Source organism: Rhodospirillales bacterium, assembly GCA_023898805.1.
In the GTDB taxonomy this organism is placed as follows: Bacteria; Pseudomonadota; Alphaproteobacteria; order Micavibrionales; family UBA1664; genus UBA6145.
This window is the reverse complement of the sequence record CP060260.1, coordinates 522,340-538,470: the sequence shown is the minus strand read 5'-3', so window position 1 is coordinate 538,470 and position 16,131 is coordinate 522,340. Positions and strand designations below refer to the sequence as shown.

13 protein-coding genes are annotated in these 16,131 nt (G+C 62.0%); 6 read left to right on the top strand and 7 right to left on the bottom strand.

The window, feature by feature from the left end; translation table 11 throughout:
• The first annotated feature begins 63 nt into the window (after positions 1–63).
• Genes fliI through H6866_02655 form a run of 3 tightly spaced genes read left to right on the top strand, consistent with a single transcriptional unit; the run spans position 64 to position 2,687 of the window.
• Positions 64–1,389 (top strand): flagellar protein export ATPase FliI, encoded by a 1,326-nt coding sequence (fliI, locus tag H6866_02665; protein ID USO08563.1) that lies wholly within the window; start codon positions 64–66, stop codon positions 1,387–1,389.
• 6 nt (positions 1,390–1,395) lie between these two features.
• Positions 1,396–1,830, top strand: coding sequence for a hypothetical protein (locus H6866_02660; GenBank protein USO08139.1), 435 nt, complete (start codon positions 1,396–1,398; stop codon positions 1,828–1,830).
• A 47-nt stretch (positions 1,831–1,877) separates the two neighbouring features.
• Complete coding sequence (locus H6866_02655; protein ID USO08138.1) at positions 1,878–2,687, top strand: hypothetical protein; 810 nt, start codon at positions 1,878–1,880, stop codon at positions 2,685–2,687.
• A gap of 34 nt (positions 2,688–2,721) precedes the next feature.
• On the opposite strand, the gene H6866_02650 is transcribed toward H6866_02655, so the two are convergent.
• The 3 genes from H6866_02650 to H6866_02640 form a co-directional block, all read right to left on the bottom strand.
• Positions 2,722–4,932, bottom strand: coding sequence for a hypothetical protein (locus tag H6866_02650; GenBank protein ID USO08137.1), 2,211 nt, complete (start codon positions 4,930–4,932; stop codon positions 2,722–2,724).
• An 86-nt stretch (positions 4,933–5,018) separates the two neighbouring features.
• Entirely contained in the window at positions 5,019–5,846 is an 828-nt protein-coding gene (locus H6866_02645; GenBank protein USO08136.1) for a MinD/ParA family protein, read from the bottom strand.
• A gap of 3 nt (positions 5,847–5,849) precedes the next feature.
• Entirely contained in the window at positions 5,850–6,968 is a 1,119-nt protein-coding gene (locus H6866_02640; protein USO08135.1) for a GTPase, read from the bottom strand.
• A 257-nt stretch (positions 6,969–7,225) separates the two neighbouring features.
• Between H6866_02640 and H6866_02635 the strand changes: the two genes are divergently transcribed.
• Both H6866_02635 and H6866_02630 read left to right on the top strand, forming a co-directional pair.
• On the top strand, positions 7,226–8,332 hold the full coding sequence (locus H6866_02635; protein ID USO08134.1) for a hypothetical protein: 1,107 nt from the start codon (positions 7,226–7,228) through the stop codon (positions 8,330–8,332).
• 77 nt (positions 8,333–8,409) lie between these two features.
• Positions 8,410–10,128, top strand: coding sequence for an STAS domain-containing protein (locus H6866_02630; GenBank protein USO08133.1), 1,719 nt, complete (start codon positions 8,410–8,412; stop codon positions 10,126–10,128).
• On the opposite strand, the gene H6866_02625 is transcribed toward H6866_02630, so the two are convergent.
• The 3 genes from H6866_02625 to H6866_02615 form a co-directional block, all read right to left on the bottom strand.
• Entirely contained in the window at positions 10,125–10,748 is a 624-nt protein-coding gene (locus H6866_02625; protein USO08132.1) for a hypothetical protein, read from the bottom strand. The genes H6866_02630 and H6866_02625 overlap by 4 nt on opposite strands.
• Positions 10,745–12,784: a flagellar biosynthesis protein FlhA gene (flhA, locus tag H6866_02620; protein USO08131.1), complete on the bottom strand. Its 2,040-nt coding sequence runs from the start codon at positions 12,782–12,784 to the stop codon at positions 10,745–10,747. Before flhA ends, H6866_02625 begins: the two co-directional genes overlap by 4 nt.
• A 161-nt stretch (positions 12,785–12,945) precedes the next feature.
• Entirely contained in the window at positions 12,946–14,235 is a 1,290-nt protein-coding gene (locus H6866_02615; GenBank protein USO08130.1) for a sigma-54-dependent Fis family transcriptional regulator, read from the bottom strand.
• Positions 14,236–14,377: 142 nt separating this feature from the next.
• Between H6866_02615 and H6866_02610 the strand changes: the two genes are divergently transcribed.
• On the top strand, positions 14,378–15,586 hold the full coding sequence (locus H6866_02610) for a hypothetical protein (GenBank protein USO08129.1): 1,209 nt from the start codon (positions 14,378–14,380) through the stop codon (positions 15,584–15,586).
• Here H6866_02610 and H6866_02605 read toward each other — a convergent pair whose 3' ends face one another.
• Positions 15,587–16,060 carry a hypothetical protein gene (locus tag H6866_02605; GenBank protein USO08128.1) on the bottom strand — a complete coding sequence of 158 codons (474 nt, stop codon included), beginning with the start codon at positions 16,058–16,060 and terminating at the stop codon, positions 15,587–15,589.
• Positions 16,061–16,131 lie beyond the last annotated feature (71 nt).

The window sequence follows — 16,131 nt, the reverse complement described above, 5'->3', positions numbered from 1 at the left end:
ACACCCGGCACAAATATTATTGTGAGCCAGATTCCGTCCCCCGACCAGAATGCCCGCCGCCGCATCGAAACCATCGTGTCGGAGATCGGCGCGCTGGAGGCTGGAAAGGTTTATGGCAGTGTTACCAAGATCTTGGGTCTGGTGGTTGAGATCGTGGGTTTTCCTGAAACCCTGGCGCTGGGGTCGCGCGTCACGCTGACGCCGGAGGACGGGCGGCGCATTCCGTGCGAGGTCGTGGGATTCAAGGATTCGCGCGCGCTGGTCATGCCGTTCGGCCCGCTGGAGGGCATCGGCCTTGGTTGCCGGGCCGAAATCGGGGACAGCCGCCCGGTGGCGATGCCGTGTCAGGCGTGGCTGGGGCGGGTTATCAACGCCCTTGGCGAACCGCTTGATGGGAAAGGACCTTTGCCGCATGGCGATGCCTTGATGGCGCTTAAGGCGCCGGCGCCGCCCGCCAACAAGCGCACGCGCATGGGCGAAAAACTCGACCTTGGCGTGCGGGCGGTCAATTGTTTCCTGTCGGTGTGCCGCGGCCAGCGCATGGGGATTTTTTCGGGTTCGGGCGTGGGCAAATCGGTGCTGCTGTCGATGATGGCGCGGTACACCGAGGCCGAGGTCGCGGTCATCGGCCTGATCGGCGAGCGCGGGCGCGAGGTGCAGGAATTTCTTGAGGACGATCTGGGCGAGGACGGTCTGGCCCGGTCGGTCGTCATCGTCGCGACGGGGGACGAGGCGCCGTTGATGCGGCGGCAGGCCGCGTATCTGACCATGGCGACGGCGGAATATTTTCGCAATCAGGGTGCGGACGTCCTGTGCATGATGGATTCGCTGACGCGATTCGCCTTCGCGATTCGTGAAATCGGCCTGTCGGCGGGCGAGCCGCCGACGACCAAAGGGTATCCGCCCAGCATGTACGGGGAAATGGCGCGGCTGCTTGAACGCGCGGGTCCGGGTACGGACGGGCAGGGCACCATCACCGGCATTTTCACCGTGCTGGTCGAGGGCGACGACATGAACGAGCCGGTGGCCGACGCGGTGCGCGGGATCGTCGACGGGCATATCGTGATGGACCGGGCGATCGCCGACAGAGGGCGGTATCCGGCGATCGACGTGCTTAAATCCGTGTCGCGTTCGATGCCGGCCTGTCAGACGCCGGGGCAATGGGCGCTGGTCAAGCGCGCGAAACAGTTGATCACGACCTATGAGGATATGGCCGAGCTGATACGTCTGGGCGCGTACCGAAAGGGGGCGGACGCGCTGACCGACGAGGCGGTGAAATATTATCCGCAGCTTGAGGAGTTTCTTTCACAGATGAAATCGGACCACACCCTGCTTGAGGACGGATTCAAGCGGTTGGGCAAGATTCTTGAGATGCCGTATACGGGATAACGCGCGATGGCCGAACCAGACCTTTCCGGGTTGATCCGTTACCGCCGCTACCAGCTTGATGAAAAGCGGCGCTTCATCGCGCGGCTATATGCCGAGGCGGACAAGATCTACGGCACCAAGAAGCGCGCGCTGGACGAGGTCGCGCATGAACGGGCCTATGTCGTGGAATCGAGCGACCCGCACGTCATTACCGGGTTTTTGACCTATCAAGGGATGATGAAAAAGAAAGTCGCGCTGATCGACAAGGAGATCCAGCGCATCGATACGCGCATTCAGGTCGCGCAGGACGATCTGCGCGAGGAATACGCCGAAATCAAGAAATACGAAATCGTCCAGCGGCGGCGGCTGGAGCGCAAGCGCGCGGAGCTGGCGCGGCGCGAGGCGGCCTTGTTCGACGCGCAGGCGCTGGAAATGTATCGCCGCGCGGTGGAAAACGCCTGATTGGCGGTTATTGACAGAATACTGTTTTTCGCGCTTAGCTTGGCGTCATGACGCAAGAAAAACTGTCCCTGCATTCCGTGTACCTGCTGCGTGCGCATTTCGACCCAGCGGTTCTGGCCGGGCGCGAGATCCTGCGGGAGGGGTATGTACCCGGAGAACGCTCTATCCGTCTGGACGATGTCGTTCTGGAAGGGCCGGACCGGCAGGTGGAGGGGCGCGGTAAAATCGTCGCCATCGGCTGCGCCGCCGAAATGGTCGGGGACCGCACATACACCAACCTGATCAAGGTGACGGGGATTCCGGTCGAAAAAAACAGGCTTAAAATCATTGCCACGCCGGACGGCATGGTCATCGGCGTGGTCGTTGCAAGAACCCTGAAAGACGAAGAAGACTCCGCGCTTTACGTTGCGCCCGCCGATGCGCTTTTCAACCCGCCACCCGAACATGTCCGCGAAAGTCTGAAGGGAAAATTCGATCGTGCCGTGCTGGCGGGCCGTGAAATCGTCCAAACGCATGATTGCGGCTATGCCTGCGTGACGGATGCATCGGACGACAGGGTTTCAAAAATGGATTTTATGCCGGACGATGTGGAAATCGACGGTGTCGCCTATACCGGCGCCTGGAGGACTTGTTCGTATTCCAGATTCGGGCCGCATTTCGCGCAGGACGGCGATGTCGGCAAGCTGGTGGTCGCGCGCGGCGATATCACCCAGCCGTTCAACGCTGCCACCGCGCCCGTGGTCGGCGTGGTCGCGGCCATCAGGCAGCAGGCGGAGCCGCATTACGGCCGTCCTTCCGGTGACGATACCATCCAGACCACTTATATCGTTCCGGCGCGCACGCTGGTGATGGATTAATGGGTCCTGACCCTGGTTTAGGTTTTCCTGTTTTCTAAATCGTTGCCCAGCCCTTGCGGTCCGGGGCGGCGGAGAAATTGAGGTCGCCGGCGAAGCCGATATTGGCGACGGCGTTCGCGTAGCGCACGCGCATCGCCTCGCGCATCGCGGGGCTGAGGTTTTTTTCGCTGCGTAGCGTGACGTCAAGGCGGCGGCCGGTCGAAAAACCATCAACCTGCATTGGTCCCATGCGGGTCAGGGTCAGGTCCATGACAAAACGGGTGCCGGTCTTGCGGCCCGGCGTTTCGCCGGGATAGGCGTCACGCTCGAACCCCCGGTAATGCAAAGCGATGCGCGAAACCTCGCCTTCATGGGCAAGAAAGGGCAGTTGGATCGAACGCCAGTCACCCGCGGGTTTCGCGTCCTCGGTTCCCAGTTTGCGCGCGCTCGCGGCAAAGTCACCCGCGATGCGGGCCAGCGCGTCGGCCTTGCGCGCGCCACGCCCGATGGCGTCGAGCCCGCGTTCGCCCAGCCATGCCGCGATGTCGCCGCCACGCAGGGCGGAGACGAACATCATCACCGGCGCGGCGAACCCGCCCGCGTCCGGCTTCGGCAGGGCGGCAATGATCGCGGCCTGTGCCGCCTGCGTGATCGGCGTTTGTCCCGGGCGGGTTTGCAGGATGTCGTCGAACGCATCCCAATTGATGGTGGTTTGCGGCGCTGCTTGCGCGGCGGCGGATGTGGCTGTGGCTGTCGCGGATGTGAGCACGTCGAGGCGCAAGGCAGTGGACGCACCAAGGCCTTTGGCCGGAAACTGCAGCACCATGGTGGCGGGCGCGGTATGTGGCGCAAGCCCGTCTTCGGTCAGCGTGGTGAAAGTGGGCAATTCTACGACAGGCAGGCCCTGCGCTGTCTGGCCGGTGACGTTGGCGAACAAAGAAGGCGTTGCGGGCGTGCCGTGCAGCAGGGTCGCCACGTTCGCGCCCGGTAGGGTGCCCGCGGGCTGCATTGGCATGATCGCAGCCACGCGTACATCAAGCGCTTGCGGCATCGGGGTTTGTACGGCGCCCGCCGGGGCCGCGATCACCGTCTGGCCGGGCAGAACCGGCAGCCGGGCATGGATCGCGGCGGCAATCGGCGGCAAGGATTGCGGCAGCACCGTTGCGGGGGCGGTCGGTGCGGCGGATGGTGATGTTGTCGGGATGGTTGCGGGCGTTGGCGTTTGCGCGGGTGTTTGTGCGGGCGTCAGCGGCGCGAGAATGCGTAATGCAAGATTGGCGGGCAGTGGGCCGGCGGCCGTCGCGGCGGCCGGGGTCAGGTTCGCGATGCCGTTATTGGCGGCGGTCGCGATCGCGCTTTGGTTTGCGGGCATTTGCGCAGGGGCGGCTGAGGTCTGGGCGGCGGCGACGGAAATGGTGCGCGGGGCGGCGGATGTTGCGGCGGATTGCGGCAGGGCCGTTTGTTGCGCATTCAGGGTCGTGGCGTGTTGCGGCGCGAGTCCGGGCACCTGTGTCCCGGATGCCTGTGTCCCGGATGGTTGTGTCCCGGATGGTTGTGTCGTTGCGTTAGGAAGTCCGGGCGCGGCCAGCGGGCGGGTGGCTTGTCCCGCGGGCAGCGGCGTCAGGCGCGCGAGCTGGTCCATCTGAAGCGGGCGCTGGCCCGCCTGTGCCGGGCTGGCGTCGGTAGTCGATCCCTTGACCAGGTTTTGCATCGAGGTCTTGAGGAAATCGAGCAGGCCGCGCGGGTTGATACTTTGCGTGGCGCCAGCGTCGAGCGTCGGGTTTTGCGTGACAGGCGTTTGTGTGGCGGCGGGTGCTTGCGCGCCTTGATTTTGTGCGCCCTGTGTTTGCGGGGTGGCCGCCGCCGTGTTTTGCAACGCCGTGTTTTGCAACCCAGGCAGGACGGCGGGTGGTGTTTCCAGCTGCGCGGCGACGGTGGATGCCTGTGCCTGTACAGCGGGCAGGGTGACGCCGGCCGTGCGCGGCGGCGTGCCAGCGGGCAGGTTGATTTCGACATCCGTGCCGCGCGCGGGCTGCGGGTCGGGCAGGCGCACATCGATGGCGCCGCGCGGCGTGGCGATGCGGGTGGTGCCGTCGTCGTTTTGCTGGACAACCTCGCCGCGCAGGGTGATGGCGCGGTCGGTCGCGGCAAGGGTGGGCGGCAGGCGGGTTATGTCGGCGGGTACGGTGTCGCCGTCCACCGGGGCGGCGCCGCTGGCGCCGCCCTGCGGCGGGATGTAACCGGTTGGCGGGGTGACGCTGGCCATGCAGGCATATTACCACAAAGCGCGGTTACGCGGGAAACGGCGTTCGCGCCAAGATCAGGCGCGGACCGGGTCAGGCGCGGACCGGGTCAGGCGTGGGCGGCTTTTTTAAGCATCATTTCGACCTGACGGGCGATGCGCTCGATATCGGTCGCGGCCTCCGCGTTCGGCGAGCGGATCAAAAGCGGCGTCTGATGGCGGATGCATTCCTTGACCTTGGGGTCGTGGCGCACCATGCCCGCCATGGGCGGCGAGAGGCGCAGGAAGTTTTCGCACGCCTTGAGCAGGGTCTTGTAGGTCTTTTCCCCCTCCAGCGTGTTCTGGGCCTGATTGACGACGATCGAGATGTTTTTCGACATGCCAGCGGCGGCGCCAAGCTTGATGAAGGCATAGGCGTCGGTCAGCGAGGTCGGTTCGTCGGTTGTCACCAACAGCGTGCGGGTGGCCGAGGCCGACATCATGCGCACCGTGCGGTCGACGCCCGCGCCAAGGTCGATGACCACCGCATCGTATTCGTGGGAAAGGTCGATCAGCTGGTCGCGCAACATTACAAGGCGCTGCGTCGGCAGGGCGGAAAGCGACGCCTGACCCGAACGGCCGGCGATGATGTCGAAATTGCCGTCCTCGAAACGCTGGACGACCTTGTCAAGACCAAGGCGGCCGCGGATCACGTCGTTGAGGTCGCGCTTGGGCATCAGGCCAAGCTGAACGTCGACGTTGGCCAGACCCAGATCGCCGTCGAACAGCAGCACGCGTTTGCCCATGCGGGCCAGCGCGGTGGTCAGGCTGATCGAAAACCACGTTTTACCGACGCCGCCTTTGCCGGATGCGACGGCGATGATGTTGTGCCCCTGCGGGAAGCCGCCGATCTGGCTGTCGTTGCTGATGGTTGAATGAATGACGTTGGCCTCGGTCATGACTTATCCTGTCTGGCGTAGGTTTTTGGTTGTTGCGCCGCCTTCTGCAGCGTTGGTGCCGGCGCGCCCCTCGCGCGCCAGAAGAAGTTTGGCCAGCGACATGGCCGAAAGGGTGACGACGCCGTTCGCGACCATCGGTGTGTTGGATGCGTCGGAAAACGCGATGCCCGCGCGGCCCACCGCCGCGATCAGGCCACCCAGACGTCGGGTGACGTCAAGGCGTGTGGAAAACAGGCGCTGGACGCCCAGCACCGCGAAGCAGCGGGCGATTTCGGCCGATTCCTCGGCATCGCCGCCGGCGGCCATCACCAGCACGGGTTCGATGGTTCCGGCTTCAAGCAAGGCGGCGTGGCGGCGCATGTCGTCGACGTCGAACGGGTTGGCGCCGCCGGTGTCAATCAGGGTCAGGTCGGCGCCGCGCGCATCGTTCAGCCGGGCGCGCAGTTCGTCGGCACCGCGTGCCTTCATCAGCGGGATCTGTAACAGACGGGTAAAGGCCTCAAGCTGCTCGACGCCGCCCGCGCGCACCGTGTCGGTGGTGCAGACCGCGACCTTCAGGCCCGCCATCGCCGCGCGCGCGGCCAGCTTGGCGGTGGCCAGCGTCTTGCCCGCACCGGGCGCGCCCACCAGCATCAGGGCCTTGCGCGGGCTTTTAAGCGGCAGGGGTGTGAAGGTAAAGCTGTGGTCCAGTGCCGTTTTCATTGCCGATTGCGGATCGGCCAGCCCCATCATCGTGGCGGTCGACAAAATCGTGTCGCCGATATCGCCGGGCACGCCGTGGCGCAGCAGCGTGTCGGTGAGGATTTCATGGACCGCGTCCTCGGCCTCCTCCTCGGAATCGTATTGCAGGTAATCGCTTGGCACCGCCGGTTCCTTGACGCGCACACGCACCGGGTTTTGCGCTTCGGCGTGCGGAGGCGTGCCCGTGGCGGGTGCCGGTTTTTTCGCGCGCGCCGCCGGTGCGGCGGCGGCAGGTGTGACGGGTTCGTAGGGGCGTGCGTCCTCGACGCGGTCGATCGCGGCGGTCACGCGTACCGAGCGCCCGCCGTTCTCCTCCCGCGTGGCGACGATGATGGCGTCGTCGCCCAGCTGATCGCGCACCATCTGCATCGCTTCGGTCATTGTTTTTGCATAAAACGATTTTAGCCGCATGAAGCGCAGCCTTCCCAACGAATCATCATTTAAAGTATTGGGTCTGATTCGGGAAAAGTCCAGCCAATCAAGGAGTTCCGCGCCTCTATCCCCGATTGCAGGCACGCCACCCGAAACGTAAAGATTGTGTTAACGGGCGGATTATGTGCATGTTTTCAGGACCCTGCACCATATATTGCCATAAAATTATACCGATTTTAAGAGCGGCCAGCTTAGACTATGTGTGCATGAGCGAAGCGAAAAAACGGAAAAAATCCTTTGCGCGCCGGGTGGCGGGCGCAGCCGCCGGCAGCCTGATGAGCATGTTTAATTATTGTGTGACTTTTCCAGTCACCGTGAGCAATTTCGCCTATTTTACCGCCTATAGCAACGCGGTCACGCCGCTTAAGACGATGTTCAACGATCGGGCGTGGGATCCGGCGATCATGGGCTTCGTTCCCAAGACGGTGCGCGACAATGCGACGTTTATCGCGCCGGATGCCAATCCCGAAGCGGTGAAGCTGTATTTGAAGATGCGGGATCGCTGGTCGGCCCTGTCCCATCTTTCATATACCGCGTTTGCATCGCGAGGTTCCGATGAAGGCGAGGACGAGGGGTGCATCGTCTCGCTGTACGGTTCGGGTGAACGGGAATCAGATCGGGCATGGCAGACGCCAGAGGTGCTCAAGCACGTTTCGCGGCAGGAGATGGATGAATACGCCCTGTTGCACGAGGCCCGCCACTGTACGGATGAAAACAAGGCGCTGGCGCAGCCGCAGAACGAGGCCGATGCCGATCTTTACGCGATCAAATCGATGGAGGCGGCCAATCCAGCCAGCCAGATCCGGAAATTCGTTCTGGCTTACAGGGCCATGGATGGCGGGGACAGCCATGGCGCGTTGATGCTGGACGCCATGATGCATGGACGGACGCTACCGACGATGGCGGGTATTAAGGTGTCGCTGGCGGCGTCCGATAAGGCTTCGGCGTCCGGGCAAAGCCGGCTGCGCGATTTTTTGATGGAGCGTGCGGGCGCGATGGAGGATGCGGGCCAAAGCGATCCGGCGCTTTCGCAGTTCATTACCGTTCGACGTTACGGCGGCGGGGCGCGAAGTTATTCCTTCGGCGATGGCAAGCTGATCGAAATGGGCGGGGCGTCGCTGGCGCTCAGGCAGTTCGATGGCGATTCCAAAAACGCGGATGCGCTGCGGCTTATGCAGTTGCGTATCGACGCCTATCGGTTTTTGCAGCCGGAATTGTTGCAAAAGGCCGAAAGATTGGTCGCTTATTACGGCATTTCCAATATCCGAGCCGATCAAGCGCCCGTGCCACAGCCGCAATCTGTCCGTCCTTAGATCATCGGGGATTGACTTTCCTGTGCGCCGATTTCTAATCGGCGGCGTCTGTACAACCTTTTTCGGATTTTTCTTCCATGAACGCCGTTCTTGCCACGCTTAATCGGTTGCCGCTTGCCACCGCCATGACCGACGCGCTGCGCGCCGGGTACGGGGCGGCGTCGCTGCGCCGCGATCTGATCGCCGCGCTGATCATATCGCTGGTCGCGCTGCCACTTTCCATGGCGCTGGCCATCGCGGTCGGGTTGCCGCCGCAGCACGGGCTGTACACCGCCATCGCCGCCGGGTTTTTCGCGGCGCTTTTGGGCGGGTCGAAAACGCAGGTCAGCGGCCCAACCGCGGCTTTCGTAGTCATCGTCGCGCCGATCGTCGCCGAATTCGGGATGCGCGGCATCGTCTGGTGCCAGATTCTAGCGGGCATATTCCTTTTGATTTTGGGCATATCACGGCTGGGGCAGATCATCACCTATGTGCCTTATACGGTGACCATGGGGTTTACCATGGGCATCGGGGTGGTCATCGGAACCATCGCGTTGAACGATTTTTTCGGCGTCGCGGGTGATTCCGCCGGACACTGGCCGCACAAGGTCGCGGTTCTGGCGCAGAACCTGCCGGATTTAAGCCTGCCCACGCTGGGTGTCGGGCTGCTTGCCCTCGCGATCATGGCGGGTTTGCCATACATCAATAAAAAAATTCCGTCTGCGATCGTGGGGATCGTCGCGGCAACGCTTGTCTCGCTTGGGCTATCGCGCGCGGGCATCGATATCGCCACCATTGGCAGCCGGTTCAGCTATACCGATGCCGCGGGCGTGCTTCATCACGGGATTCCGTCGATGCCGCCGGTATTGCATTTGCCCGGTTTTTCCGACGACCGCATTTATGCCCTGCCCAGCATCGCGGAGCTTTCAAAATGGTTCATGCCCGCGGTGGTGATCGCGATTCTCGCGGCGCTGGAATCCCTGTTGTCGGCCACGGTAGCGGACAGCATGGCGGGGACGCGGCACGAACCGAACGCGGAACTGAACGGCATCGGCATCGCGAACATCATGTCCGGTCTGTTTTTGGGCATCCCCGCCACGGGTGCGATCGCGCGCACGGCGACCAACATCAACGCGGGCGCGGTGTCGCCGGTTTCGGCGATGGTCCATGCCCTGTTGCTTTTGCTTTTTATGGTCGTGCTGGCGCCGGTCATCGCCTATGTGCCAATGAGCGCGCTTTCGGCCCTGCTTCTGGTCACCGCGTGGCGGATGAGCCATGTGCATCAGTTCATCCATCTGGTGCGCAGCGCGTCGCGTTCGGATATCGCGGTTACGTTGGCCTGTTTTGGGATGACGGTGGCGATCGATATGGTCGCGGGCGTGATCACGGGGATGAGTCTTGCGATCCTGCTGTTCATGAAACGCGTGATGGATACGACCGCCGTCAGCCATCACCACGGCGCGGACAACCGCACGGAATACGATCTGCCCGACGGGACCCTGCTGTTCCACGTCGAAGGGCCTTTATTCTTCGGCACCGCCAACAAGGCATTCGACTTTCGTCCCGGGCTGCTGGCCCATGTCGAACGCGTGGTGCTTGATCTGGGCGATGTGCCGGCGATCGACGTTACGGCGATGAACCTGCTGGAGGATTATATCGGCGAATTGCTGGAGGGTGGACGTCAGGTCGTCATTTGCGCCGACGCGGACCTGACCGCGCGCATCCGTCGCCGCCTGCGGCCGGATGTTATCGTACGCGTGCATTTTGTTGGTGATGTCGAGGATATGTTGAATCGTCGCGCTGCGATCCGAGTCTAGGCGTCGACATCCTTGTGTGGCTGCTGTTTGCGGGCACTGGTGTTCAGGGCCGCGCTTAGGCGGCGCAGCGTTGTGGTCATGCAGGGGAAGGGCGCTTCCACCGCCATGGTGGGCGGGTCGGTGAATGTGTAGCTGAACCGGGCGTAGAATGCCGCCAGTTTTTCGTTCAATGGGTCGCAGATGCGCAGGTCATCGCAGCTAATGCTTTTGGCTACGCACGCGCTAAGATGTTCGCACACAATTGTGAAGATACCGCGCAGCATATTGCGCTGGTCTTTCCATGATTCGCGGAAATGGCCCTCGATCACCGGGCCGTTTTTTGTATCGTACATCCGACTTGCGCTCAATCCGCACAGAATCTGTCCAAACCACACAGCGAAGCTAAGCGATGTTCCGTCTGCCGGGTATGAGTCATGGCATTTGAACGTGCCGTCGGGGTTGTCTTCTTCGACACATAATGCGCCGTCCTGCCATAGCCAGCGAAAATATTTGTACCTGTCCGGCCATTTCTGCTGCGCCGCTATAGAGTCAGCGTCCACGGGTGTCAGGCGCATGCCGGGGTAGTCGAGCAGGGCGGTGGTTTTTTGTAACGCTGCGTTCAAAATGTCAGGGGTAATCACACTTGGCCTACCGTTTTGATACGGACCTTGGGGTGGATTTCATTCTGGCTCATCACCACGGTGGCCGCGCGGAAGCGTTCGACCACCGAGCGCACATAAGGGCGGATGCCCGGAGAGGTCAGCAGGACCGGCGCTTCGCCCCGGCTTTGGAAATCTTCGTAAATGTCGCGCACGCGGGCGATGAACTGTTGGAGCTGGCTGGGTGCCATCACCAGCTGGCGTTCCTCTCCCTCGCCCATCAACGCTTCGCTGAAGGCCTGTTCCCATTCGGGGCTGAGGGTGACCAGCGGCAGCACGCCGGTCGTGTTCATATTGGCGGTGCAAATCTGGCGCGCAAGGCGCGAGCGCACATGTTCGGAGATCAGCGCGACCGATTTGGTGTATAGGCTGGCTTCGGAAATTCCTTCCAGAATCGTCGGAAGGTCGCGGATCGAAATGCGTTCCGAAAGCAGGTTTTGCAACACGCGCTGTAGGCCGGAAAGCGAGATCTGGCCGGGAATGACGTCGGCCACCAGTTTCTGGAACGGTTTGCCCATTTCGTCGAGCAGTTTCTGGGTTTCGGTATAGGAGAGCAGGTCCGCCATGTTGTCCTTGACCACTTCGGTCAGGTGCGTGGTGACGACGGTGGAGGCGTCGACGACGGTGTAGCCGCGGAAGTTCGCCTCCTCGCGGTATTGTTCGTCGAGCCACATCGCGGGCAGGCCGAAGGTCGGTTCGGTCGTCGCCTCGCCGGGCAGGGATATCGGCTCGCCCGCCGGGTCCATGCACAGCAGCATGCCGGGGCGCACCGTGCCGCGTCCGGCCTCGATCTCCTTGATGCGCACGACATAGTCGGAGGCGGTGAGCTGGAGGTTGTCCTGAATCCGCACGCTGGGCAGGACGAAGCCCATTTCCTCGGCCAACTGGCGGCGCAGGCCCTTGATCTGGTCAGTCAGTTTCTGGCCTTCGCCGTTGACCAGCGTGAGCAGGCCGTAGCCGAGTTCGAGGCGGATGATGTCCATGGCCAGCGATTTGGAGATCGGCTCCTCGGCCGGTTTGGCCTTTTGCGATTCGATCGCGGCTTGCTGTACGCGGGCGGCGGCCTTTGCGCGGTTTTGCTTCTGGATCATCCATGACAGCCCGCCCATCGCGCCGGCCAGCGTCGCGAAGGGGATGAAGGGCAGACCCGGCATGATGGCCAGAAACGACATGGTGCCTGCGGTCAGGGCCAGACCCTTGGGATATTGCGAAAACTGTTTGAACAGCGCCTTGTCGGCCGATCCGGATACGCCGCCTTTTGACACCAGCAGGCCTGCGGCGATGGAGACGAGCAGCGCCGGAATCTGGCTGACCAGCCCGTCACCAGCGGTCAGGAAGGTATAGGAATGGGTCGCGTCGCCGATCGACATGTCGTGCTGGACCGTGCCGATGATAATGCCGCCGACGATGTTGACGAAGGTGATGATCAGGCCCGCGATGGCGTCGCCGCGCACGAATTTGGCCGCGCCGTCCATCGCGCCGTAGAAATTGCTTTCCTGTTCCAGCTCGCTTCTGCGGGTGCGCGCCTGTTCCTCGGTGATCAGGCCGGCGGACATGTCGGAATCGATCGCCATCTGCTTGCCCGGCATGGCATCCAATGAAAAGCGGGCCGCGACCTCGGCGATACGGCCGGAACCCTTGGTGATGACCACGAAGTTGATGATGATCAGGATGGCGAAGACGATCAGGCCGATGACGAAATTATCGCCCATGATGAACGAGCCGAAGGCCTTGATGACGTGACCCGCCGCGTCGGTGCCGTCCTGTCCGTTGGCCAGAATTAGCCGCGTGGTGGCGACGTTGAGCGACAGGCGCAGCATGGTCGCGATCAGCAGCACGGTAGGGAAAGTGGTGAAATCCAGCGGCCGTTCGATGAACAGCACGGTCATCAGAATCAGCACCGAAAAGGTGATCGACAGGGCCAGTGAAATATCCAGAAGCCATGTCGGCATCGGAAAGATCAGGCCGCAGATGATGGCGATAATGGCCAGCGCCAGCAACACGTCGCCGCGCGCCATCGACGCCTTTAACGCGCCGAAATCAAACCCACCGCCTGTTGCCGCCTGTTCCGCCAAAGCTCTGCCCCGAATAACCGTCGGTTCAGTATACAGAAAGTCGGGCGGCGGAACAAACCGCGCAGATCGTTAAAGCCATGAGGAATCAATCCCTTTTCAAAGAGTTATTCCCCAGAAACGCCGTATTCCTTGAGCTTGTTGCGCAGGGTGCGGATGGAAATGCCAAGGATTTTCGCGGCGGCGGTGCGGTTGCCCAAGGTGTGTTCGAGCGTGTCGAGGATCAGTTTGCGTTCGACATCGGCCAGCGATTGTCCCGCCTGCGCGGCGGGGGCCGGTTTTGCGGATGCCGTTTCCGGCGCGTCGGCGGTGTGGACGGCATCGGCCTCGATTTCGTCTTCAAGGGCGATCAGAATCGCGCGGTGCATCGCGTTTTCCAGTTCGCGCACGTTGCCGCGCCAGCCCGATGCCATGATCTTGTCCAGCGCCGCACGGGAGAGTTTCTTTTTCGGCACGCCGTTCACTTCCGCGTATTTGTCGACATACATCTGGGCAAGGGCGGGCAGGTCGCCCTTGCGTTCGCGCAAAGGCGGCAGGGCGATGTTGACGACGTTGAGGCGGAAATACAGATCCTCGCGGAACTGGCCTTCCTTGACCGCGTCCATCAGGTTGCGGTTGGTGGTGGCGATGATGCGGACGTTGACCTTGACCGGCTCCTTGCCGCCGATGCGGTCGATCACGCGTTCCTGAATCGCGCGCAGCAGTTTCGCCTGAAGCGAGGGGTGCATTTCCGTGACCTCGTCCAGCAGCAGGGTGCCGCCGGATGCTTCCTCGAACTTGCCGATGCGGCGGGCGACCGCGCCTGTGAACGCGCCTTTTTCATGGCCAAACAGCTCGGATTCCAGGAGGTTTTCCGGGATCGCGGCGCAGTTGAGCGCGATGAACGGCCCGTCCTTGCGTTTCGATTTTTTGTGGATGTAGCGCGACATCACTTCCTTGCCGGTGCCGGATTCACCGGTGATCAGGACCGTCGCCTCGGACGGGGCGACCTGGTCGGCCAGTTTGACCACGCGCTGCATCGCCGGGTCCGCCGCGATCATCGCGGTCTGTTCCTCGGTCACCGCCTCGATCACCGCGGCAATCAGTTCGGCATCGGGGGGCAGGGGGACGTATTCCTTGGCACCCGCCTTGATCGCCTTGACGGCGGCCGTGGTGTCGGCGCCGACGCCGCAGGCGACGACGGGGATGGCGAAGCGTTCCTTGTCCAGCGCGTCGATAAAGGCGGCGATGTTCTGTTTGACGTCGATCATCACGACGTCCGCGCCCTTGCCGTTACGCAGCGCGCCGAGCGCCTGCATCGTATCCTCGCAATGGATGACCTTGGCCCCGCGCTGGAGCGCGATTTTGCCGGCGGCGGAAATATGCCCTTCCAGATGGCCTACGATCATCAAACGCATGTCTTGTCCTTTTTCGTTTGCCGTAGTGTAGGCGCTTCGGTCCGGCGCGCCAACCCCGCGGGGCCGTGCCTTGTTTGATCAGGTTTGGCCGGCGCGCCGATTTATTTTGCATATTTTCATCCGGCTTTGTAGAAACGGTTGTATGACCAAAGCCAAACTTGACGAGGATTCAGGCGGATATGCGCCTGATCGGGTAGAGGGTACGCATCTTGACCCTGTGTGGATAGCCCGGCTGGATGATGTTATCACCGCCGCGCAGGAAGCCGCGAAGGCATTGAAAGCGCTGTCTGCGGGCCAGCTTGTGGACCGCGCGGCGCAGGCGCGCGCGTCGTTCGGGCGCGTCGTTTCCCTGTATCCCGATCCTTTCGACATACGTCCGGCCGTCGATGCGATCGTGGAAGCGTTCAACGCGGCGGCGTCCTGTGCGACGCTTCAGCGACCTGTGATTTTGCTGTTTGGCGAGTCCCACGCCAATGCGTTGCATAAAATCGTCCAGCTTGGCGTGCTGAGCCGTTTGAAGGATCAGGGTTTGAAATTCGGCTTCGGGTATGAATACCCGTATGACCTGATCGAGCAGGTTTTTGGCCGCGTCGTTTCCGAAGATTCTCATCCGGACCTTTTGTCCGCGATGAAACGCGATCCGTTGGGGGTCGCGATCGTGCGCTGGAAACGCCCGTTCGCGCCGGTGACGCGCGATCATCTGTTTTATTTCTGTCGCGCCAGCCGCATACGCGTCGCCTTTAACGATGTCAGCCGGGTTGACGATTTGGTCGTCGTCGAGGACCCGGCAACGCAAAAGGTCATGGCAAGGCTGTTTGGCCATGAGCCTGATATTTTGCCTGTCCATCATCCGCTTGGGTTGTATGCCCGCAACGCGTTCATGGCCGAACGGATCATGCGCCGGACGCGGGCGGCGCATCCGTGCGTCTATATCCAGCATTGCGGCATGCATCATGTATTCGGCACACATACGAGCGAGGCTTACCGGCAATCGCTTTCATATCAACTCGCCGCGCACGGTGCGGCGGTCGTGCCTGTCTATTTCGATGAAATGGAACAACCCGATCTGGCTGAAATTCCATCCGAAGCCGTGGGCGCCATGCCGAAGCATTCGGTTTTGATCCAAACGCAGGACAATCCACGGTATTTCGCACCCCGATATCTGAAGAAGAATTTTAAAAAAATACAGGAGGAAGGGTATCGGGAACCCGATATGAGCGAGCGCGCGTATCTGGACGCTGTGCGCGAGGCGTCGGGCCGGATATTCGATATTCCCGATGTCGATGGCTGGCTGGCGCGCATCAAGGCCGAAAGGGCGCGTCATCGCGCCGCCTTGTGCCGGCCGGGCTGATCAGGCCATGCGCAGCACGGCTTCGGCGGCCTGAAGCATTCGGCCTGTCATGATATAGGCGCATATGCCCTTCGCCAGCATCATGCGGCCTTCCGCGCTTTTTACAACGGCTTCAAGCGGGCGGTAGTCGTTTGCCGCCTTGCCAAAAGCATCTTCGCGCAGCGTGCATCCCGTCGCGCAATCATGTTCAAAATATCTAAAGCCATTGTCCGCGGGGATTCCGTTCGTAAGGCGAATGGCGGAGAGTGCGAGGCGTCCGCGTTTGGCGGCGTTTTCAAATGCGATGGACAATGTTCCCTGAGGCAGATCCGCGCTGAGCTCGAAGGTCGCGTCCGCATCCGCAATGGCGGCGCCGATATGTGTCGCACCGCGCTCGGTCAGGGAAAGCCTGCCCCAGTCTTTTTGCAAGACGCGATCCTTCAGATTCGGAACGCCCGTTATTTTGGCGAGTTCGGCGTAAGTAAAATCCCTCATGGCTTTAATCTCCCTGTTTTGCGCGAGATTAGAGCCGATGTTTTGTTATGTCAATTTTCGTGTGCGGCGGT

What these genes read in the sequence shown, in the direction of transcription:
- H6866_02635 (USO08134.1), top strand. Translation starts at nt 7,226, where the DNA reads ATGAGCGAAGCGAAAAAACGGAAAAAATCCTTTGCGCGCCGGGTGGCG.
- H6866_02660 (USO08139.1), top strand. Translation starts at nt 1,396, where the DNA reads ATGGCCGAACCAGACCTTTCCGGGTTGATCCGTTACCGCCGCTACCAG.
- H6866_02615 (USO08130.1), bottom strand. Translation starts at nt 14,235, where the DNA reads ATGCGTTTGATGATCGTAGGCCATCTGGAAGGGCATATTTCCGCCGCC.
- flhA (USO08131.1), bottom strand. Translation starts at nt 12,784, where the DNA reads ATGGCGCGCGGCGACGTGTTGCTGGCGCTGGCCATTATCGCCATCATC.
- H6866_02640 (USO08135.1), bottom strand. Translation starts at nt 6,968, where the DNA reads ATGACCGAAGCGATGCAGATGGTGCGCGATCAGCTGGGCGACGACGCC.
- H6866_02630 (USO08133.1), top strand. Translation starts at nt 8,410, where the DNA reads ATGAACGCCGTTCTTGCCACGCTTAATCGGTTGCCGCTTGCCACCGCC.
- H6866_02645 (USO08136.1), bottom strand. Translation starts at nt 5,846, where the DNA reads ATGACCGAGGCCAACGTCATTCATTCAACCATCAGCAACGACAGCCAG.
- H6866_02650 (USO08137.1), bottom strand. Translation starts at nt 4,932, where the DNA reads ATGGCCAGCGTCACCCCGCCAACCGGTTACATCCCGCCGCAGGGCGGC.
- H6866_02605 (USO08128.1), bottom strand. Translation starts at nt 16,060, where the DNA reads ATGAGGGATTTTACTTACGCCGAACTCGCCAAAATAACGGGCGTTCCG.
- H6866_02655 (USO08138.1), top strand. Translation starts at nt 1,878, where the DNA reads ATGACGCAAGAAAAACTGTCCCTGCATTCCGTGTACCTGCTGCGTGCG.
- H6866_02610 (USO08129.1), top strand. Translation starts at nt 14,378, where the DNA reads ATGACCAAAGCCAAACTTGACGAGGATTCAGGCGGATATGCGCCTGAT.